The organism is Paraburkholderia sp. BR10937, from assembly GCF_040965695.1.
Classification (GTDB): Bacteria; Pseudomonadota; Gammaproteobacteria; order Burkholderiales; family Burkholderiaceae; genus Paraburkholderia.
Map to the genome: position 1 here is coordinate 1 of NZ_JBFRCL010000087.1, position 20,026 is coordinate 20,026.

Consider the following 20,026-nt stretch of genomic DNA (forward strand, 5'->3'; position numbering starts at 1 on the left):
CGCGCGTAGTGCTCGGGGCCGAGCCGCAGCTCGCCGGTTCCCCGCAGCTCGTGGTGAGCCCCGCCGATCTGCCGATCGTCGAGGCTTATCTGCTGGACGACCTTCAGGCGCGCGGCTGGAGCGTGCGCACCGACCCGACGATCGAGCGCGGCGGCTGCCGCGCGCAGGCCGCGACGGGCGAAACCGACGCCAGCATCCGCACGCGCTGGGAGCGCGTGACGGCCGCGCTCGGCAAGGCACGGCCATGGTGAACCACCCGCAACCGCCGAGCCATCAGACCATCCACACGGGCGGTCTTACACCGCTCGAGCAGGAACTCGCGCTCGCCTCGTTCGGCCCGCTCGCGAGCGACCCGGCACAGCTCGGCGCGCTGCTCGTGGGCGACCTCGACATCCCGGGCATTCCTGCCAAGCGCGAGGCACGCGAGCTGGGTGCCGCCGACGCGATCGACGCGATCGACGCCGCGCTCGCCGCGGACTTGGCCGATGCGCCACCAGGCCTGACGGATCACGGCGCGCCGGTCGTGGCGGCCGAAACCCCTAGCGCACCCTACGTACCGCCGGCGAACTACGACCCGGCCAACCCGTTCCTGACCTCGTGGAACGCGCAACTGCGCGGCGTGCGCGAGCGCAATGCGCTCGCCCTGCCGCTGCGCGGCTGCGGGCGTCTCACGCGCGCGGCGGGCCTCGTGCTCGAAGCCGTGGGGCTGCGCCTCGCCGTGGGCGCCGAGGTGATGATCGAGCTGCCGCCGGGCAGCTCGCTGCCGATGGCCGAAGCGGAAGTGGTCGGCTTCGGCGGCGACAAGCTCTTTCTGATGCCGACGACCGAAGTCGCGGGTCTCTTGCCCGGCGCGCGCGTCTGGCCGCTGGAAACCGCGCCGATCGCCGACCCGAAGGCCGGTGCGAAGCGACTGCCGGTGGGCTGGGGCATGCTCGGCCGCGTGGTCGACGCCTCGGGCCGCCCGCTCGACGGCCTGGGCCCCCTGAATACCGAGGCCGATGCGCCGCTCACCGCGCCCGTCATCAATCCGCTGAACCGCGAGCCGATCCACAAGGTGCTCGACGTGGGCGTGCGCGCGATCAACTCGCTGCTGACGGTCGGGCGCGGCCAGCGCATGGGCCTGTTCGCGGGCTCGGGCGTCGGTAAATCGGTGCTGCTCGGCACGATGGCGCGCGCGACCAGCGCGGAAGTCATCGTGATCGGCCTGATCGGCGAGCGGGGCCGCGAAGTGAAGGAATTCATCGAGCAGATCCTGGGCGAGGACGGCCTTGCGCGCTCGGTCGTCGTGGCCGCGCCGGCCGACGTTTCGCCGCTCCTGCGCATGCAGGCCGCCGCATACAGCACGTCGCTGGCCGAATATTTTCGCGACCAGGGCAAGCACGTGCTGCTGCTCATGGACTCGCTCACGCGTTACGCGATGGCCCAGCGCGAGATCGCGCTCGCCATCGGCGAGCCGCCCGCGACCAAGGGCTATCCGCCTTCGGTGTTCGCCAAGCTGCCGGCGCTTGTGGAACGCACCGGCAACGGCCCCGAGGGCGGCGGCTCGATCACGGCGTTCTACACCGTGCTCACCGAAGGCGACGATCAGCAGGACCCGATCGCCGACTCGGCGCGCGCGATTCTCGACGGCCATATCGTGCTTTCCCGCGCGCTCGCCGAAGCGGGGCATTATCCGGCCATCGACATCGAGGCCTCGATCAGCCGCGCGATGACCGCGCTGATCGACGACCAGCATCTGAACCAGACGCGCGCGCTCAAACAGATGCTTTCGCGCTATCAGCGCAACCGCGACCTCATCAACGTGGGTGCGTACGTGAGTGGGCGCGACGCCGTGCTCGACCGCGCGATCGCGCTGTATCCGCGCATCGAGGCCTTTCTTCAGCAGGGTTTTCGCGAAACCGCGAACTATGATCAGAGCGTCGAGATGCTCGGCCAGCTGATCGGAGCCAGGACATGACGAAACAGACCGCGCTGCAAACCTTGATCGGCCTCGCGCAAGACGACGTCGACGCCGCCACGCAAAAGCTCGGCCGCGTGCAGCGTGAGCGCGTCGAGGTCGAAAAGCAGCTCGAGGCGCTCATCACTTATCGTGACGAGTACCACACGCGTTTCACCGAATCGGCGCGCAGCGGCATGGCCGCGGGCAACGTGCGCAACTTCCAGGCGTTCATCGACACGCTCGACGCGGCGATCGAACAGCAACGGCGCCTGCTCGAGCAGGCCACCGCGCGCGTGGAAGCCGCCAAGCCCGAGTGGCAGCGCAGCAAGCAGAAGCTCGGCTCGTACGAGGTCCTGCAAACCCGTCACGACGATGTGCAGGCCCGCAAGGACGCCCGCCGCGAACAGCGCGACGCCGACGAGCACGCCGCCCGCGTGCTGCGCATGCGAACGTCGCAACATCCGTAACACGTAATCCGTTTTCGAGGCCGCCAGTATGTCGCTCCTCTCTTCTCTTTCTTCGCTGTTCGGCGCCGCCACGGACGCGGTGTCGGGCAATACCGCATCGAACGCCGTGTCGAACACGGCATCGAGCTCCATCAGCCAGGCCGATGCCGCCAGCCAGGATTTCGCGCAGACGCTGCAACAGCAGATGAACGCGCAAAGCGCGCAGGCGAACCAGAATGCCCAGGCAGCGCAAAGCGCGCAGTCGAATGCGTCCGCGCAGGCGAACTCGAACCCGTCGAGCAGCAGCGCCTCGCAAAACAGCAGCAGCAACAGCAGCACGTCGCAGACGTCCAGCTCGAACTCGAGCCAGGCCTCGCAGGGCACGTCGAGCGCCGATCGCCGTGCCGCCGCCGCGCGCGCCCAGCAAAAACAGGCCACCGACGCAGGCGCGCAAGCCGCCGCGGCTCAAGCCCAGCAGGCGCAGCAAACGCAGCAGGGCCAGCAGACCCAGGACGACACGAGCACCGACGCGAACGCCGACGGCAGCCAGACGAGCAGCGACAGCACGCTCGCGGGCGTCGCCTCCGCCGCGGCAGCAGCGGCCGCCACGGCAGCCGCCGGCGCACCAGGCGCACCAGGCGCAGCAGGCGCGGCAGGCGACGGCACGGCCACGGGCAGCGCCGCGAGCAGCACCTCGAAGTCGATGCACGACGCCCTGCAAGCCGCGCTCGCGCAACTGCGCGGCGGCACGGGTACGCTCGCCACGCATGCGGTGAGCACGGCCGGGTCGGCTGCGAATGGCGCCACCACGGCCAGCACGGGCTCGGGTTCGAACATTGTCAGCAGCTTCGCCACGCATTTGAGCGCGACCGCCCAAAGCAAGGCGTTCAGCACGGCCGCGAGCAGCGGCGCGGGCGCCGACGCGGCCAAGGGCGCCACGACGGCCGCCACCGACGCCGCGAAGGCCGCCACCGACGCGCTCACGGCAGCGGCACAGCAGCAGGCAGGCGCCGCCACGCAGACAGACGCCACGGCGAGCACCGCGACGACCGACGCGCTCGCCGCGACCCAGGCCGCAGCGGTCGCCGCCGCGACGGCCGCGCAGGCTCAGGCCGCCCAGGCGGCCAGCGCAACCGCGAATCCGGCGGCGGCGGCCGCCTCCGCGTCGATCGCGCCGCAGGTCGGCACCAACGACTGGGAAGACGCGCTCAGCCAGAAGGTCGTGTTCCTCTCGAACGCGCACCAGCAGTCGGCGGAACTCACGCTCAATCCGAAGGATCTGGGACCGCTCCAGGTCGTTCTGCAGGTCTCGGACACCCATGCGCATGCCCTCTTCGTGTCGCAGCACCAGCAGGTGCGCGAAGCCGTCGAGGCGGCCCTGCCGAAGCTGCGTGAGGCCATGGAGCAAAACGGCATCGGCCTTGGCAGCGCGAGCGTGAGCGACGGCTTCTCGCGCCAGATGAACCAGCAGGCGCAGCAGGACGGCAGCGGTTCGGGCCGCTCCGGCCGTTCCGGTTCCGGCTCGGGCAGCACACTCGCCGCAACGGATGCCGTGGACGACACGAGCAGCGTCGCGAACGTCACGCAGCGCTCCGTCGGCCTGATCGACACGTTCGCCTGACACCTTCCTGACACCCTGCCTTACGCAGCCGCGCCCCGCGGCTGCGCGCGCTGACCTCTCGTCCTTGCGCGCCCGGCTTGCCGCGGCGCGCAACAAAACCACGAGATAGCCGGAATTCCCCCGTCTATTCCTCCCATCGCTGAAAGGCAAAAGCCGGAACAATGCAGCATGCCCGGACTGACCACCAGGTCGGTGCCCCGGACCCTTGCAAGCATCCAGGCTGACTTTTCGACATGGCGACCACCACCGCATCCCAGCAAGCCGCGCCCCAGGGCGCGAAACCCGGACCGATGAAGCGCATTATCGTCATCGCGCTCATTGCGATCCTCGCCGCCGCCGCGGCGGGCGGCGCGACGTGGTTCTTCATGTCGCGCCACGCCCCGAGCGCGCCGGCCGCGCCGGCCGCCGCGCCGCCGGCCTTGCCCGTGTACTACGCGCTCGAGCCGATGACCGTCAATCTGCAGGCCGACGACGGCGAGTCGCACTACCTGCGCATCGGCCTCACGCTCAAGCTCGACAGCCAGGCCACCCAGGACGCGCTCGTCGCGCGCATGCCCGAGATCCGCAGCCGCCTGCTGCTCGCGCTCTCGAACAAGCATCCGTCCGACCTCGCGCCGCTCGACGGCAAGCGTGCGCTCGCCACGGAACTCGCCGTGCTGATCTCGCAGCCTGCCGGCGCGAACGAGAAGCCGATGCACGTCGACGACGTGCTGTTCACCGAATTCGTCGTCCAGTGAGCGTGGCTGACATGATTCCCGCGATGGAGGGCCAGTCATCATGACGATGGGTCACGACGAGTTCATGTCCCAGGAGGAGGTCGATGCCCTCCTCAAAGGCGTCACCGGCGAAGTCGATTCCGACTCGGGCGGCTCCGACAACAAGGGCGTTCGGCCCTACAACATCGCGACGCAGGAACGGATCGTTCGCGGCCGGATGCCCGGCCTCGAAATCATCAACGAGCGCTTTGCGCGCCTGTTGCGCGTCGGCATCTTCAATTTCATGCGCCGCACCGCCGAAATCTCGGTCGGTCCGGTGCGCGTGCAGAAGTACAGCGAGTTCACCCGCAACCTGCCGATCCCGACGAACCTGAACCTCGTCCACGTGAAGCCGCTGCGCGGCACGTCGCTGTTCGTGTTCGACCCGAACCTCGTGTTCTTCGTCGTGGACAACCTGTTCGGCGGCGACGGCCGCTTTCACACGCGAGTGGAAGGCCGCGACTTCACGCAGACCGAGCAGCGCATCATCGGCAAACTGCTCAATCTCGTGTTCGAGCACTACACGAACGCGTGGAAAAGCGTGCGGCCGCTGCAGTTCGAATACGTGCGTTCTGAAATGCATACGCAGTTCGCAAACGTTGCCACGCCCAACGAGATCGTGATCGTCACGCAGTTCTCGATCGAATTCGGGCCGACGGGCGGCACGCTGCACATCTGCATGCCCTACTCGATGATCGAGCCGATCCGCGACGTGCTCGCCTCGCCGCTGCAAGGCGAAGTGCTCGACGTGGACCGCCGCTGGGTGCGCGTGCTCTCGCAGCAGGTGCAGGCCGCCGAAGTCGAGCTGACGGCCGACCTCGCGCAGGTGCCCGTCACGTTCGAGCAGATCCTGAACATGAAGAAGGGCGACGTGCTGCCCATGAACATCGCGGAGCACATCACCGCCAAGGTGGACGGCGTGCCCGTGATGGAGTGCGGCTACGGAATTTTCAATGGTCAATACGCGTTGCGGGTCCAGAAGATGATCAGCGCAGCCGACACGATGAAGGAAGGTGGATATGAGTGACATCAACGGCACGAGCGCAGACGAGCCGGTGCTCGACCCGGGTTTCGAGGCCGCGGCGCAGGAAGCGGGCAGCGACTCGATGGACGACTGGGCGAGCGCGCTCGCCGAGCAGAACAGCAACGACGTGCCGGCCGCGCAACCGACGGCCGTGTTCCAGCCGCTCTCGAAGGTCGACTCGACCAGGACGGCCAACGACATCGACATGATTCTGGACATTCCCGTCCAGATGACCGTCGAGCTGGGCCGCACCAAGATCGCCATCCGCAACCTGCTGCAGCTCGCGCAGGGCTCGGTCGTGGAACTCGACGGCATGGCCGGCGAGCCGATGGACGTGCTCGTGAACGGCTGCCTCATCGCCCAGGGCGAAGTGGTGGTCGTGAACGACAAGTTCGGCATCCGTCTCACCGACATCATCACGCCGTCCGAGCGGATCCGGAAGCTGAACCGATGAAACCCCAGGCTGTTCCCGGCGCCGCGTCTGACGCCAGCATGCAGCGCACGCGGAAGTCCCGCGGCGCACGCGTGCTGCGATTCTCGTGGCGCCTCGCCGTCCACCTCTCGCTCGCCGGCGCCGCCGTTTTCGCGGTCATGAGCGCGCGGGCCGCCGACCTTCAGGCCGTCAACGAAGCCACGCGCGCGGCATCGGGTGCTTCGGCCGCCTCCGCCGTGATCGCCGGCAGCGCGGTCCCCGCGCTCGGCTTCGGCGCGCTCGTGCAGACGGTGCTGGGTCTGACGCTCGTGATCGCCGTGGTGTTCGGCTGCGCCTGGCTCGCGCGGCGTCTCGGCCTGCAAGGCGGCCCGAAGAGCGCGCTCGTGAAGACCGTGGGCGGCGCATCGCTCGGCGGCAAGGAGCGCGTGGCCGTGGTCGAGATCGGCGACACCTGGCTCGTGCTGGGCGCCGCGCCCGGCAACGTGCGCCTGCTCCACACGCTGCCCGCGGGTGAACTGCCCGCAGGCGTCGCGGCAGCCGCTCCCAACGCCCCCGCCCGTTCGGGCACCTTCGCACAGCGCTTTCGTGACGCGCTGAAAAGCGAGGCGAACAAACGCATCAACGCGCGTTTCATGCGTCACGACGGCGGAGCGCAGTAAATGCACGGCAGTTCCCTTCATGCGCCGGGCGCAGGCGGCGATGTCCGCGCGCGCGCGGCTACCCTCGCGAAGATCGCCAGAACGGCGCTCCCGTTCGCGCTGATGCTCGGCGCGGGCGCCTTCGCCCTCGCGCTGCCGCACCTCGCGCACGCGCAGAGCGCGGGCGGCCCGCAAGGCCTCCCCGCCTTCAACACGAGCCCCGGCCCGAACGGCGGCACGACCTACTCGCTGAGCGTGCAGACGATGCTGCTGCTCACGATGCTGTCGTTCCTGCCGGCGATGGTGCTGATGATGACGAGCTTCACGCGCATCATCATCGTGCTCTCGCTGTTGCGCCAGGCGCTCGGCACGACGACCACGCCGCCCAACCAGGTGCTCGTGGGCATCGCGCTCTTTCTCACGCTGTTCGTGATGTCGCCGGTGCTCGACAAGGCCTACAACGACGGCTACAAGCCGTTCTCGGCCGGCACGATTTCGATGGACGACGCCGTGGCGCGCGGCGTCGCGCCCTTCAAGACCTTCATGCTGCGCCAGACCCGCGAGTCCGACCTCGCCCTCTTCGCGCGCATCTCGCACGCGGCGCCCATGCAGGGACCCGAGGACGTGCCGCTCACGCTGCTCGTGCCCTCGTTCGTCACGAGCGAGTTGAAGACGGGCTTCCAGATCGGCTTCACGATCTTCATCCCGTTTCTCATCATCGACCTGGTGGTTGCCAGCGTGCTGATGTCGATGGGTATGATGATGGTCTCGCCCGCGACCATTTCGCTGCCGTTCAAACTCATGCTGTTCGTGCTGGTGGACGGCTGGCAACTGCTGATCGGCTCGCTCGCGCAGAGCTTTACCTGAGGACACAGACATGACGCCCGAAATGGTCATGACGCTCTCCCACGAGGCGATGTACGTGGCGCTCCTGCTTGCCGCGCCGCTGCTGCTCGTCGCGCTCGTGGTGGGTCTGGTGGTGAGCCTGTTCCAGGCGGCTACGCAGATCAACGAATCCACGCTCGCGTTCATCCCCAAGCTGGCCGCCATCGCGGTCACGCTCGTGATCGCCGGCCCGTGGATGCTCACGACGATGCTCGACTACATGCACCGCATCTTCACGAGCATTCCGCAGCTCGCGGGCTAGCCGCAGCCCGGGCCGCCCCCTCTGCGCTTTCGGCGCACGTCTTCCGGCACACGATGTTTACGGTCACCTACGCGCAGCTCAACGCCTGGCTCACGGCCTTCCTCTGGCCGTTCACGCGCATTCTGGCGCTCGTGGCGGTCGCGCCCGTGCTGGGCAACCGCTCCGTGCCGACGCGTGTGAAGATCGGCCTCGCGGGCTTCATCACGCTGATCGTCGCGCCCACGCTCGGCGCCATGCCCCAGGTCACGGTGTTTTCCGCCGAGGGCGTGTGGATCCTCGTCAACCAGTTCCTGATCGGCGTGGCGCTCGGCTTCACGATGCAGCTCGTGTTCGCGGTCGTGACCGCGGCGGGCGACATGATGAGTCTCGGCATGGGGCTGGGCTTCGCGAGCTTCTTCGACCCGCAGGCCAACACCAGTTCGCCCGCACTCTCCTCGTGGCTGAACATGATGGCGATGCTCGCCTTCCTCGTGTTCGACGGCCATCTGCAGATGATCGCGGCGCTCGTCGCCACGTTCCAGACGCTGCCCGTCACGGCGAGCGTGCTCGGCGCCTCGGGCTGGCAGCTGATCGCCAACTACGGCACGACGATCCTCACCTCGGGCCTGCTGCTCTCGCTGCCGGTGGTGGTCGCGCTGCTCATCACCAATCTGTCGCTCGGCATTCTGAACCGCGCGGCCCCGCAAATCGGTATCTTCCAGATCGGCTTCGCGCTCACGATGCTCGTGGGCCTGCTGCTCATCCAGCTCATGATGCCGAACCTGATTCCCTACTTTGCGCGCCTGTTCGACAGCGGTATCGATCAGATGGGCCGCGTGGCCGGCGCGCTGCGGCCGCACGGTTAAAACGCGCTTCGCACGACGCGCGCGCAGCACAATAAAAAAGCGGACCGGAGTCCGCTTTTTTTCGCCCGCTCAATGCCTCACGATCAAGGATTGATGTACTGGAACAGCGAGAGATTCTGCGTTGCCGCGAAGCTCTTCTGCGAAGCCGTGAGCGCGTTCGACAGCTGTTCGAACTGGCTGATCGCGGCCACCGTGTTGGTGCTCATGAGGTCGGTGAGGTTCGACGTGACCTGCAGCGAGTTGGTCGACGTGACCGTTTGCAGCGCCTTCACTTCCTGCTCGCGGCCGCCCACGGAAGCCTGCACCGTGATCACGTTCGAGAGCGAGTTGCCGATCTGCGTGAGGCCGGTGTTCAGCGCGTTGTTGAGGTTCGCGACCGCGGCGGTGGAGCCGCTCGTGGGCGTATTCAGCGCGGCGATGATGCTGTCGATGCTCGCGAACACGTCCGTGTTCTGCGACGCCGTGGCGGGCGTGACCGAGAACGAGTCGCCCGCGCTGGGCGTACCCGACATCGTCACGCTCATGCCCGAGCCGAGCGAGATTGGATTGCCTTCGGTGTAATTGGCCGGCGTCGTGGTCGTCGGCGGGCTGACGCTGTGGTCGGTCACCGTATAGGTGAGCGCGCCCGTGGTCGCGTCGGTGGCGAACGCGATCGAGTAGTTGTCGTTGTTGGTCGCCTGGGTCGGGTCCGTCACCGTCACACCGCTGATCACGCCCGTGCCCTTGTTCGATGAACTGCCCGAGGCCACGTTGGCCGAACCCACGGCCTGCACGCTCTGGAACACCGTCGTGCCCGTGTCGCCGACCGCGATGTTGCGCGTGCCGGCCACCTGCATCACGCGCTGGCCCGCGTCGCCGTTGTAGGTCACGCCGCCGCCCGACTTGTTCGAGAACACCTGCGAGGTGCTCTGGAAGCCCGAGAAGATGTAGTTGCCCGCGCCGTCCGTCGTATTGGCGAGCGTGAGCAGCTGGTTGCGGTCGCCTTGCATCTGCTGGGCGATCGCCTGGCGCGCCTGGTCCGTGAGCGAGCCGTTCTGCGCTTCGATGATGAGCGAGTGAATGCTCTGCATCGTGCTCGTCACGCTCGAGAGCGTCGTGTCCTCGAGCTGAAGCGCGGTGAGCGCCGTGGTCTGGTTCGACGTGTACTGCGTGAGCGTCGCGCTCGTGGCGGAAAGCGTCACGGCCTGCGCGGCGCCGAGCGGATTGTCGCCCGGGTTCGAAATCGCCACGCCGGTCGAGATCTGCTGCTGGACCTGAAGGAGCTGGGACTGCTGGTTCTCCATCGTCGACAGACTGGAGGAAAAAATCTGGGAAGTCGCGATACGCATGGGTCAGCGCCTCACTGGAAAATGCCGATCAGGGTCTGGAACAACGAAGCCGCCGTCTGGATCACCTTGCTGTTGGCCTGATAGAGCTGTTGGTACTGCAGCAGGTTCGCCGCTTCCTCGTCGAGGTTCACACCCTGCACCGATTGCTGCTGCGAAGTGAGCTGCGTCACGAGCGACTGCTGCGACGTGTTCGACGCCTGCAGCTGGCTCGCTGTATTGCCGATCGTGTTGACGTAGTTCGCGTACGCCGTGGTCAGCGTGGTCTTCCCCGTGTACGCCGTGCTCGACGTGAGGTTCGCGAGCGCGAGCGCGTTACGGCCGTCCTGCGTGCCGCTCTTGTTGCCCGCCACCGTGAAGGTGTCGTTGTTCGAGGGCGTGCCCGTCATCGTGAAGCTCACGTTGGTCGCGGTGGCGTTCGCGCCGGCCGAATCCGTGAGGTTCGTGATGGTGAAGGTCGCGCCCGTGGTCGGGTTGTAGGGCACGCCGGTCACCGGTGGCGTCGCGGCGCTGTTGATCGTCACGGTGCTGGTGGTCGTCGACCCCGGCGTCGTGATCGTGACCGTCGTGCCGTTGGGCAGGCCGGTCAGCGTGCCGGACGTCGAGTTGTACGTCAGCGTGACCGGCAGGTTAGTCGTCGAATAGCCTGTGCCCACCGCGCCTTGCGTCACGGTAGCCGTGCCTGCGTTCGTAGTCGACGCCGAAACGACGACCGGCGTGGCCGCCGCGATGGCCGCGGGGTCGGAGGTCGCGACCGAGAAGCTCGCGAGTGCGCCGGCCGTCGGCTGGATCATGAACGAGTCGCCCGCGCTGACCGAACCCGAAGGCGTAATCGAGAAGCCGCCGATCGTGATGGGCGCGGTGCCGTTCGGCTGCGTCGCGACCAGCGAGTTCGTCGTCGTGTCGGTGAGGTTCCAGTTCGTGCCGTCGTAGCTCAGCTTGTAGTTGTCGGTGAGCGGCTGCGTGCTGTTCGTGAGCGTCGCGCTCACCGTGCCGGACGTGCTGGCGTTCGTCGAGCTGGCCGTGACGAGCGGGTTGCCCACCGTGAACAGATTGCCGCCCGCGCCGCCCGAGAGCGTGAGACCAAGTGCGTTCTGCGAGTTCACCTGCGCGGCGAAGCTCGTCACGATCGCGCCCAGTTGCGACTCCGCCGGATCGAGCGTGGACGAGACGAACGAAACGAGGCCGCCAACGGTGCCACCTTGCAGCGCGGCCGACGACAGGACCTGCGGCGTGCCTTGCGACGCGGCACTCGCGCCGTTCAGGCCCTGCCACGTCACGGCCAGCTCCGACGGGTTGGTGCTCGACGGCTGCGTGCCGAGGTTGTAGCTCTGGCTGCTCACCACGAGCGGCTGGCCGTTGCCGAGGAACACGCTGTAGCCGGTGCTGCCCTGCACGACCTGGACGCCGACCAGCTTCGAGAGATTGGCCACGGCTTGATCGCGTTGATCGAGCAGCTGGTTCGGCTGTTGGCCGCTCGAGCTCGCGGACGTGATCTGCGCGTTGAGACTCGCGATCTGCTGGGTGTAGGTGTTGATCTGCGAGACCGCGCTCGTGAGCTGCGTGTTCACGCTCTGGCGCATCGCGTCGTACTGCTGGCTTGCGGCGTTGATCTGGGTGGCGAGCGTCTGCGCGTCGGAGAGCACGGTTTGCCGCGCTGCGGTATCCGAAGGCGAATTCGAGACGTTCTGCAGTCCCGTGAAGAAGTTCGTGATCGCCGTGGCGATGCCCGAGGTCGGGCTGCCCACGAGGTTCGAGAGCTGCGTGGCGAGGTTGTACGAAGCCGTGTACGAGCTGCTGGCCGTCTGCGCATTGTTGACAGCCGTCGTGAGGTACTGGCTGTACGCTCGCTGCACGGTCGCGGTGGTGACGCCGCTGCCGATATAGCCGCTCGACGTGTACTGACCCGCCGATTCCTGGTACACCGGCGACTCGACGGTATAGCCCGCAGTGGTCGAGTTGCTGATGTTCTCGCCGGTGGTCGAGATACCAATCTGCGCCGCCTGCAGGCCGCTCAGACCGATCGAGAAAATGTTGGACATGCGTAATCCTCGAAAGCGGCCTGCCCCCTGGCAAACCGCGTGGTGTACTCACGGTATAACGGCAACGCACTGCAAAAATTGAGCGCCCGATGGGGACGAAAACGTTAGCGAGTGAGCGCGTGCGCGGCTGCCGCGCGGCGGGCGAACCGGCGCAGCATGCGCTGCGCCGGCCAGGGTGTGGCGGATCGTGCGGGTGAGGCGGTGCCGCTCAGACGCGCGCGAGCGCGCGGCGCTTCATCTCGAGCTGCGTGATATAGCGCTGCAGCGTATTCTCGGCGGCGCCGGGCAGCGCGTCGAAGCGAAAGCCCATGTGATAGCGGCGGTCGCCGTTGGGCAGATCGATGAAGCGCAGCACGACGAGCGCGAGATCCACGCGTAGCTTGCCGTGCGCGCGCAGGTCGAGCTCGACGTCGGGCAGCACGAGCCCCATGGCGAGATCCGCGACGCGCTCCTCGGTCGTACGCAGCCCGAGGCCGCCGAGCGAGAGGTCATGCACCTCGTACGCGAAGCGCGGGCCGCCGCTCGGCAGCTCGCCGCGGCAGATGCACGGCTCGAGCACAGGCGTGTCGACGCGGAAATACTCGCGCCGCTGCACGTAGAACAGCACTTCGGGGAAGTCGGCTTCGAACGCGGGGTGCCCTTCGAACTCGGTGCGCCGCGGCGTCGCCGTCTTGAACTCCACACGCACGCCGTCGGGCGAGGCGTGGAACTGGCACTCGGGCGCGGCGAGCACACCCGCGTTCTGCTCGGGCATCGCGCCCCAGTCGAACACGAAAGTGCGCTCCCGTCCGTTGACGGCCAGAATGCGCGTGACGAGCTGTCCGCCGCGATACTGGAGGGTCAGGAAGTCGCCGCGATTGACGAGATTGCGTAGCTGGACGCCGATCTCGAGCGGATTGCGGCGCCCAAAATCGTGGGAGCCTTCCGCACCCTCGCCTGCTTCCTGTGGATTCGACTGAACGGTATTCATCGGCCTGCCGGAAATTCGTGAACGTGCCGGCGCGGGAGCGGACCCTTTCCGCACGCGCCGTTCGGGCGGTCTGACCGCCCGGATTGCTTTTCCATCTCGCCTGCATTAGCGGCAGACATTACGAAAAATTTAGGGATTGGGCGTAAAAAAAATGTGCCTTTTCCCTGCATGAAACACGCGTGCGCAGCTTCTTCCGGCAACGGCGCCGAGGCAACGTTTGCGGCTGCCTAATTGACGTCAACCGCGGCGGCGGCCGTCGGGTCGATCGTCAGGCCATCCGCTGCATGATGGTCAGCAGCTTTTTCGCATAGTGCGGGTCGGTGGCGTAGCCCGCGCGCTGCATGCCGTGCGCGAAGCCTTCGGCGCTCTTCGAGCCGTTGATGACCGACGCGTAGCGCGGATTGTTCTTGAGCAGCGTGGCGTAGTCGGTCATCGCGTCTTCGTACGAGTCGTAGGCGCGGAACTTCTCCACCACGCGGTGCGGCTGGCCGTTCACGTACTCGGTCGTGACCGTCGAGACGGTCTTGCCGGTCCAGTCCTTGCTCGCCTTGATGCCGAATACGTTGTGGCTCGTCGAGCCGTCGGCGTTCTTGATCTCGCGCTTGCCCCAGCCCGATTCGAGCGCAGCCTGGCCGAGAATGAAGCGCGCCGGAATGCCCGTGGTCGAGCTGGCCTGCTGCGCGGCATTGGCGAGCTTGTCGACGAAGGCGTCCACCGAGGCGTCGCCGTTGCCCTTGACCGGCGGCGTGAGCGCGCTGTTGCCGCTGTAGCCCGAGCCGTTGGCGAGCGCGCCGTTGGCGGCAGCGTTGCCGTAGGCCCGGCCGAGCGCGTTGAGCATCGCGAGGTTGCCCTCGCTCGCGTCCTTGCCCGAAAGCCCCGAGATCGCGCCCGCCACGCCGCCCGCACCACCGGCACCACCCGCGCCATCGGCACCGGCCGCGCCGCCCATGCTGCGCATGAGCTGCTTGAGCATCGCGTTCGCCACGCCGATGCCCTTGTTCGACATCTGCTGGGAGAGCTGCTGGTCCATCATCGAGGTGAACTGCGCGCCGTCATGCGAGTCGAGCGGGCCGTCGTCGGGCGTCGCGTCGCGCATGCTCTTGAGCATCATCTGCGTGAAGACCGCGTCGAACTGCTTCGCGGCCATCTTCACGCCCTGCTGGGGCGAGGCGTTCGCCGCGGCGCGCATCGAGTCGAAGCCCTGCACGTCGAGCGCGAAGCGGTTGGTGAGATCGAGGCTGCCGCCGCCGACGTTCTTCGTATTATCCAAGTTGCACCCCTTAGATGATCTCGAGGTCGGCGCGCAGTGCACCCGCCGCCTTCATCGCCTGCAGGATCGACATCAGATCCGCCGGCGTGGCGCCCAGCGCGTTGAGCGCTTTCACGACCTCGGCGAGATTGGCACCCGCCGTGACGAGCTTGAGCGATCCGTTGTCCTGCTTCAGCTGGATCTGCGACTGGCGCGTCGCCACCGTCTGGCCATTGGAGAACGCGCCGGGCTGGCTCACCGCCGTCTGCGTGTTCACGACGACAGAGAGATTGCCGTGCGCGACCGCGCAGCTCTCCAGCGTCACCATCTGGTTCATGACGATCGAACCGGTGCGCGCGTTCAGGATCACCTTCGCGGCCGGCGTGGCCGGATTCACGTTGAGGTCCTGGATCTGCGCGATGAAGCCCACCTGCGAGGCCGGATCGGCCGGCCCGTGCACCTGGATCGTGCGGCCGTCGAGCGGCGAGGCCGTGCCCGGGCCGAACATGTTGTTGACGGCCGAGACGATGCGCTGCGTCGTGTCGTAGTCCATGTCGTTGACGGTCAGCGTGAGCAGGCCGCCTTGCTGCGAGACCGGCGAGATCACCGCGCGCTCGACGATCGCACCGCCCGCGATGCGGCCCGCGGCGAGCTGGTTCACCTGCACCTTGCTGCCGTTGGCCGAGGCGCCCGCGCCGCCCACCGCCACGTTGCCCTGTGCGAGCGCATAGACCTGGCCGTCGGCGCCCTTGAGCGGCGTGAGCAGCAGCGTGCCGCCGCGAATGCTCTTGGCATTGGCGAGCGACGACACCGTGATGTCGATCTGCTCGCCGGGCCGCGCGAACGGCGGCAGCACCGCCGTCACCATCACCGCGGCGACGTTCTTCAGCTGCATGTTGTTGAGCGTCGACGAGGAACCCGACGAGCTCGACGTGTTGTTGATCGAAATGCCGAGGTTCGCGAGCATGTTCGCGAGCGTCTGCGTGGTGAACGGCGCCTGGGTCGTCTGGTCGCCGGTGCCGTCGAGACCCACCACGAGGCCGTAGCCGATCAGCGGGTTGTCGCGCACGCCCTGGAAGGTCGCGAGGTCTTTCACGCGCTCGGCGCGCGCCGGCGTCGCGTAGGCGACGAGCGCACCGCAGGCCAGCACGAAGCCCAACGCCACGCCCAGGGCGGCGAGCACGTCCTTCACGCGCGAGCGGCGCGAATGATGGAAGCGGATCTTTACCATGGCGCGATGTTCAGGAAGAAGCGTTGCAGCCAGCCCATCGTCTCGGCTTCGTCGATCACGCCTTTCGCGGAGTATTCGATCTTCGCGTCGGCGACGTCGGTCGAGAGCACGGAGTTGTCTCCGGCAACAGTGTTCGGATTGACGACGCCGGAGAAGCGCACGTATTCATTGCCCTGGTTGATGAGCATCTGCTTCTCGCCGGACACGACGAGATTGCCGTTGGGCAGCACGTTCGTCACGGTCACGGTGATGACGCCCGTGAACGTGTTCGAGGCGTTCGCGCCGCCCGTGGCGTCGAACTGGTTCGCGCCCGTCGTATTCAGGTTCGCGCGGTTGAAGAAGCCCGGCAGGAAGTTCGCCGTGCCCGAGAAGCTCGCGCTGGTGCCGCGCTTGGTGGCCGCGCCCGACGACTTGGTCGCGTTGATGTTTTCGGAGATGACGATCGTGAGGATGTCGCCGGTATTGCGCGGACGCTGGTCCTCGAAGAGCGGCCGCCCCGCGTAGCCGGGGTTGTAGATCGCGCCAGGCGAGGTGTTCACGGGCGGCGGGGGCGGCACGGCCGTCATGGGCTGCTGCGTGATCGGCTGCCGGTTGGGAATGTAGGCGCAGCCCGCCAGCATCGCGAGCGCCACAGCCGCCACGAGCGCCCGGGGATTGCCCGGATGCCGCGCGCGGATGCGAGGATGGTTTCGAACGGACTGCGACATATTCTTCACCGACTTGATTAACCAGGGAGACCTCAGACCTGCATCTGGCTGAGGGTTTGCAGCATCTGGTCAGAAGTGGTGACCGCCTTGCTGTTGATTTCGTAGGCGCGCTGCGTCTCGATCATGTTCACGAGTTCCTGCACGACGTTCACGTTCGACGATTCCACGTAGCCCTGGTTGAGCGTGCCCGAAGCGTTCTGGCCCGGCGTGGAAACCGTGGGCGCGCCCGACGATGCCGTTTCCGACAACAGGTTCTGCCCGTTCGACTGCAGGCCGGTCGGGTTGATGAACATGGCGAGCTGCAGCGTGCCGATGGTCGTGTTGTTGGCCGAACCCGGCGTCGTGACCGTCACGACGCCGTCGCTGCCGATGGTGAGCGAGGTCGCGTTGGCGGGCACCGTGATCGCCGGCATCACCTGGTAGCCGCTCGCCGTCACGAGCTGGCCCTGCGCGTTGGTCTGGAACGAGCCGTCGCGCGTGTAGGCCGTGGTGCCGTCCGGCATCTGCACCTGGAAGAAGCCGGCGCCGTTGATCGCCACGTCCTTCGAGTTGCCGGTCTGCTGCAGGTTGCCCTGCGTGTAGAGACGCTCGGTCGCCACCTGCTGCACGCCCGTGCCCACCTGGCTGCCCGAAGGCAGCTCGGTTTGCTGCGTCGAGTTCGCACCCGGCTGGCGCAGCGTCTGGTACATGAGGTCCTCGAACACCGCGCGCGAGCCCTTGAAGCCATTGGTGCTCACGTTCGCGAGGTTGTTCGAGATCACGTCCATTTGCGCCTGCTGGGCGTTCATGCCGGTGGCGGCGATGTAGAGCGATCGGTTCACGGTGTCTTTCTCCCGGTCCGGCCTCGCGCGCGGCGTGAGGCGGCCTTCATTTAACTTGAAATGGCTTAGCTGAAGTTGAGCAGCTGGTTCGCGCTCTGCTCGTTCTGGTCGGCGTTCTGGAGCAGCTTGGTCTGCATCTGGAACTGGCGCGCATTGGTGATCATCGAGACCATCGCCGCCACCGGGTTCACGTTGCTGCCTTCGAGCGACTCGGTTGCGACCTGGACGGTCTGGTCCGCGTCGGCGGGGTTGCCGTCCGACGTGTGGAACAGGCCATCGTCGCCGCGCGTGAGCGCGCCTGCCGGCGGGTTGACGAACTTGATCTGGTCGATCATGGCGATCGCGTTGGCGGGGCTGCCCGGCGCGATGGCCGAAACCGTGCCGTCCTTGCCGATCGTGATCGCGGAACCCGGCGGCACCGCGATCGGGCCGCCGCCGCCGATCACCTGCAGGTTGTTGGCCGTGACGAGCTGGCCGTTTTCATCGACGTGCAGGTTGCCGGCACGCGTATAGGCCTCGTTGCCGTCGGCCGTCTGCACGGCCATGAAACCCTGGCCCTGAATCGCGATGTCGAGCGGGTTGCCGGTATGCGAGATCGCACCGGGCGTCATGTCCGAGCCAGGCGTTGCCGAGAGCACGTAGGTGCGCGTGGTCTGGTCGTTCACCGTCGAGCCGTCGCCGAACGACATCGGCACGGCGCGAAAGTTGGCGAGCTGCGCGCGAAAGCCCGTGGTCGAAACGTTCGCGAGGTTGTTCGCGACGACGGCCTGCTGCTCGAGCGCCTGGCTCGCGCCCGTCATCGCGGTATAGATCAGTCGGTCCATGATGTGCCCGGTACGTGGTTAGACGCGTTACATCTGCAGCAGCGTCTGGTCGACGGTCTGCTGCGTCTTGATGGTCTGCGCGTTCGCCTGGTAGTTGCGCTGGGCCGTGATCAGGTCGACGAGCTGGTTCGTCAGGTCGACGTTCGACGCTTCGAGCGCGCCGCCCGTGAGCGTGCCGTGGTTCGTGCTGCCCGGCGTGGAGACCTGCGCGACGCCCGATGCCGCCGTTTGCTGGAACTGGTTGCCGCCCAGGTTCAGGAGGCCGTTCGGGTTGTTGAAATTGGCGAGCACGATCTGGCCGAGCGACATGGTCTGGCCGTTCGAGTAGTTGCCGGTGATGGTGCCGTCCGCGCCGATCGAGAAGTTCGAGAGCGTGCCGCTCGCGTAGCCGTCCTGGGCGAGGTTGTTCACGCCGTTGGCCGAGCCGTACTGGGTCGTGCCCGCGAGGTCGAGCGTCAGCGACTGGGGCGTCGTGGAGCCGTCGGTCGGGTTAATGCTGAAAGTGAACGACGTAGTGCCGTTGGTCGTTGCCGGGGCGCTGGCCGTGATGCTCTGCAGCGCGCCGGCCGAGCTGAACTGTGCCGTGCCGAGCTTCGACACCGAGCCGGCCTGGCCGGCATACACGTCCCACTGGCCGCTCGTCGCGTCCTTCACGAAATACATGTTGACCGTCTGGGTGCCGCCGAGCGTGTCGTAGGCCGTGACCGACGTCGAATACGTGTAGCTCTTCGAGTCGGTTTCGCTGAAGGTCGTGGTGGTCGGCGTCGTGGCCTGCGCGTTCAGGTTCAGCTGCGCCGTGATGTTCTTGGTCGCAACCGGCGCGATGTTGGTAGTCGGCACCTGCAGCGGCACGGTCTGCGCGGTATTGATCACGCCGGTCGAACTGGCGGCATAGCCCATCAGGTCATTGCCCGACGCGTCGGTGATAAAGCCGTTCTTGTCGAGCTGGAACACGCCGTTACGCGAATACGTGATCGTGCCGTTGTTCGACATCTGGTAGAAGCCGTTGCCGTTGATGGCGACGTTCAGCGCCTGGCCCGTCGTGCTGATCGTGCCTTGCGCGAAGTCCTGCTGCACGGTCTGCAGCGAGGCGCCGAGGCCGATCTGGTTGCCCACCGACGTCGCGATGGTGTTCGCGTAGACGTCGGCGAACTGCGCCGTGCTCTGCTTGAAGCCAACGGTGTTCGCGTTGGCGATGTTGTTGCCGATCACGTCGAGGTCGTTCGACGACGCGGCGAGGCCGCTCAATCCTTGCTGGTAGCCCATGTTTGTCTACTCCGCCTTTATCGTGTTCAGAGAATGGCGCCGACGCTCGAAAGCGCGACCGTTTTGCCGTTGGCGAGCGAGAGGCTCGCCGTGCCGTCCGACTGCTGGACCACGCCCTGCACCTTGCTCGCGACGAGCGCGGTGGCAGTAGCGGACTGGCCGTTGGTGGTCGCGCTGGCGGTGATCGTGTAGGTGCCGTCGGCGACCGTGTTGCCTGAGCTGTCCTTGCCGTTCCAGGTGACCGGTACGGTGCCGGCCGACTGCGCGCCGAGGTCGAGCGTGTTGACGACCTGGCCTGCCGAGTTGGTGATCGTGAGCTTCACGTCCGACACCGCCGAAGGCAGCGTCACGCCGAGCTGCGGCGCGCTGCCGCTCGACACGGCGGCGCTGCTGCCCGGAGCGAGCACGGTCGAGCCGATCAGCAGCGCAGCCTGCGCGTTCTGGCCCGCCGAAAGCTGCGTGGAGAGCGACGACAGCGACGTATTGAGCTGCTGGATGCCCGAGACCGTGTTGATCTGGGCGAGCTGCGAGGTCATCTGCGAGCTGTCCATCGGATTAGTCGGGTCCTGGTTCTGCAATTGCGCGACGAGCATCCGCAAGAAGGTGGTCTGCAGGTCGCTCGCGCTCGTGCCGCTCGACGACGCCGACGACGAACTCGAGCTCGTGCCGTTCATGGTGTCGAGCAGTTGCTGCGACACGGTGGCGGTACTGCCGCCGATGGTTGTGTTGCTGGAACTCAACGC

Annotated in this window: 21 protein-coding genes; 11 read left to right on the top strand and 10 right to left on the bottom strand. The window is 67.0% G+C overall.

Annotation, left to right across the window (positions count from 1 at the left end; all coding sequences use genetic code 11):
• The 11 genes from AB4Y44_RS39460 to fliR all read left to right on the top strand — a co-directional run.
• The coding region (locus AB4Y44_RS39460) for a FliH/SctL family protein (RefSeq protein WP_368702538.1) at positions 1-251 on the top strand (251 nt) is incomplete at its 5' end.
• Positions 245-1,957 (top strand): flagellar protein export ATPase FliI, encoded by a 1,713-nt coding sequence (gene fliI, locus AB4Y44_RS39465; protein WP_368702539.1) that lies wholly within the window; start codon positions 245-247, stop codon positions 1,955-1,957. The genes AB4Y44_RS39460 and fliI, both read left to right, overlap by 7 nt.
• On the top strand, positions 1,954-2,406 hold the full coding sequence (gene fliJ / locus AB4Y44_RS39470) for a flagellar export protein FliJ (protein WP_254318723.1): 453 nt from the start codon (positions 1,954-1,956) through the stop codon (positions 2,404-2,406). Before fliI ends, fliJ begins: the two co-directional genes overlap by 4 nt.
• A 28-nt stretch (positions 2,407-2,434) precedes the next feature.
• Positions 2,435-4,006, top strand: coding sequence for a flagellar hook-length control protein FliK (locus tag AB4Y44_RS39475; RefSeq protein WP_368702540.1), 1,572 nt, complete (start codon positions 2,435-2,437; stop codon positions 4,004-4,006).
• Between the two features lie 233 nt (positions 4,007-4,239).
• Positions 4,240-4,743: a flagellar basal body-associated protein FliL gene (gene fliL, locus AB4Y44_RS39480; protein ID WP_368702541.1), complete on the top strand. Its 504-nt coding sequence runs from the start codon at positions 4,240-4,242 to the stop codon at positions 4,741-4,743.
• Positions 4,744-4,789: 46 nt separating this feature from the next.
• Positions 4,790-5,788: a flagellar motor switch protein FliM gene (gene fliM / locus AB4Y44_RS39485; protein ID WP_368692332.1), complete on the top strand. Its 999-nt coding sequence runs from the start codon at positions 4,790-4,792 to the stop codon at positions 5,786-5,788.
• Complete coding sequence (gene fliN, locus AB4Y44_RS39490) at positions 5,781-6,239, top strand: flagellar motor switch protein FliN (RefSeq protein WP_368702542.1); 459 nt, start codon at positions 5,781-5,783, stop codon at positions 6,237-6,239. The genes fliM and fliN overlap by 8 nt, the downstream gene beginning before the upstream one ends.
• A gap of 137 nt (positions 6,240-6,376) precedes the next feature.
• Positions 6,377-6,877: a flagellar biosynthetic protein FliO gene (gene fliO / locus AB4Y44_RS39495; protein ID WP_368702549.1), complete on the top strand. Its 501-nt coding sequence runs from the start codon at positions 6,377-6,379 to the stop codon at positions 6,875-6,877.
• A 102-nt stretch (positions 6,878-6,979) separates the two neighbouring features.
• Positions 6,980-7,723, top strand: coding sequence for a flagellar type III secretion system pore protein FliP (fliP, locus tag AB4Y44_RS39500; protein ID WP_342920439.1), 744 nt, complete (start codon positions 6,980-6,982; stop codon positions 7,721-7,723).
• A 10-nt stretch (positions 7,724-7,733) separates the two neighbouring features.
• On the top strand, positions 7,734-8,003 hold the full coding sequence (fliQ, locus tag AB4Y44_RS39505; RefSeq protein ID WP_028203375.1) for a flagellar biosynthesis protein FliQ: 270 nt from the start codon (positions 7,734-7,736) through the stop codon (positions 8,001-8,003).
• 53 nt (positions 8,004-8,056) lie between these two features.
• Complete coding sequence (gene fliR / locus AB4Y44_RS39510) at positions 8,057-8,848, top strand: flagellar biosynthetic protein FliR (protein ID WP_368702543.1); 792 nt, start codon at positions 8,057-8,059, stop codon at positions 8,846-8,848.
• Between the two features lie 83 nt (positions 8,849-8,931).
• Here the strand turns inward: fliR and flgL are convergent, their stop codons facing one another.
• From flgL to AB4Y44_RS39560, 10 genes are all read right to left on the bottom strand, one after another.
• The gene (flgL, locus tag AB4Y44_RS39515; RefSeq protein ID WP_342920369.1) at positions 8,932-10,176 is read right to left on the bottom strand and encodes a flagellar hook-associated protein FlgL; all 1,245 of its coding nucleotides are present in this window, start codon (positions 10,174-10,176) and stop codon (positions 8,932-8,934) included.
• A gap of 11 nt (positions 10,177-10,187) precedes the next feature.
• Positions 10,188-12,215 carry a flagellar hook-associated protein FlgK gene (flgK, locus tag AB4Y44_RS39520; protein ID WP_342920368.1) on the bottom strand — a complete coding sequence of 676 codons (2,028 nt, stop codon included), beginning with the start codon at positions 12,213-12,215 and terminating at the stop codon, positions 10,188-10,190.
• Positions 12,216-12,423: 208 nt separating this feature from the next.
• A complete protein-coding gene (locus AB4Y44_RS39525) occupies positions 12,424-13,185 on the bottom strand; it encodes a flagellar regulator YcgR PilZN domain-containing protein (RefSeq protein WP_342920367.1) in 762 nt (253 codons plus the stop codon).
• 268 nt (positions 13,186-13,453) lie between these two features.
• Positions 13,454-14,455 carry a flagellar assembly peptidoglycan hydrolase FlgJ gene (gene flgJ / locus AB4Y44_RS39530; protein WP_368702544.1) on the bottom strand — a complete coding sequence of 334 codons (1,002 nt, stop codon included), beginning with the start codon at positions 14,453-14,455 and terminating at the stop codon, positions 13,454-13,456.
• A 10-nt stretch (positions 14,456-14,465) separates the two neighbouring features.
• Complete coding sequence (locus tag AB4Y44_RS39535) at positions 14,466-15,665, bottom strand: flagellar basal body P-ring protein FlgI (RefSeq protein ID WP_368702545.1); 1,200 nt, start codon at positions 15,663-15,665, stop codon at positions 14,466-14,468.
• On the bottom strand, positions 15,659-16,372 hold the full coding sequence (locus AB4Y44_RS39540; RefSeq protein ID WP_342920364.1) for a flagellar basal body L-ring protein FlgH: 714 nt from the start codon (positions 16,370-16,372) through the stop codon (positions 15,659-15,661). The genes AB4Y44_RS39535 and AB4Y44_RS39540 overlap by 7 nt, the downstream gene beginning before the upstream one ends.
• Before the next feature lie 32 nt (positions 16,373-16,404).
• Complete coding sequence (gene flgG, locus AB4Y44_RS39545; RefSeq protein WP_342920363.1) at positions 16,405-17,193, bottom strand: flagellar basal-body rod protein FlgG; 789 nt, start codon at positions 17,191-17,193, stop codon at positions 16,405-16,407.
• A 65-nt stretch (positions 17,194-17,258) separates the two neighbouring features.
• Positions 17,259-18,017 (bottom strand): flagellar basal-body rod protein FlgF, encoded by a 759-nt coding sequence (flgF, locus tag AB4Y44_RS39550; RefSeq protein ID WP_133183398.1) that lies wholly within the window; start codon positions 18,015-18,017, stop codon positions 17,259-17,261.
• A 27-nt stretch (positions 18,018-18,044) separates the two neighbouring features.
• Positions 18,045-19,283: a flagellar hook protein FlgE gene (flgE, locus tag AB4Y44_RS39555; RefSeq protein ID WP_342920362.1), complete on the bottom strand. Its 1,239-nt coding sequence runs from the start codon at positions 19,281-19,283 to the stop codon at positions 18,045-18,047.
• Positions 19,284-19,309: 26 nt separating this feature from the next.
• On the bottom strand, positions 19,310-19,957 hold the full coding sequence (locus AB4Y44_RS39560; RefSeq protein ID WP_342920438.1) for a flagellar hook assembly protein FlgD: 648 nt from the start codon (positions 19,955-19,957) through the stop codon (positions 19,310-19,312).
• Positions 19,958-20,026: the final 69 nt, after the last annotated feature.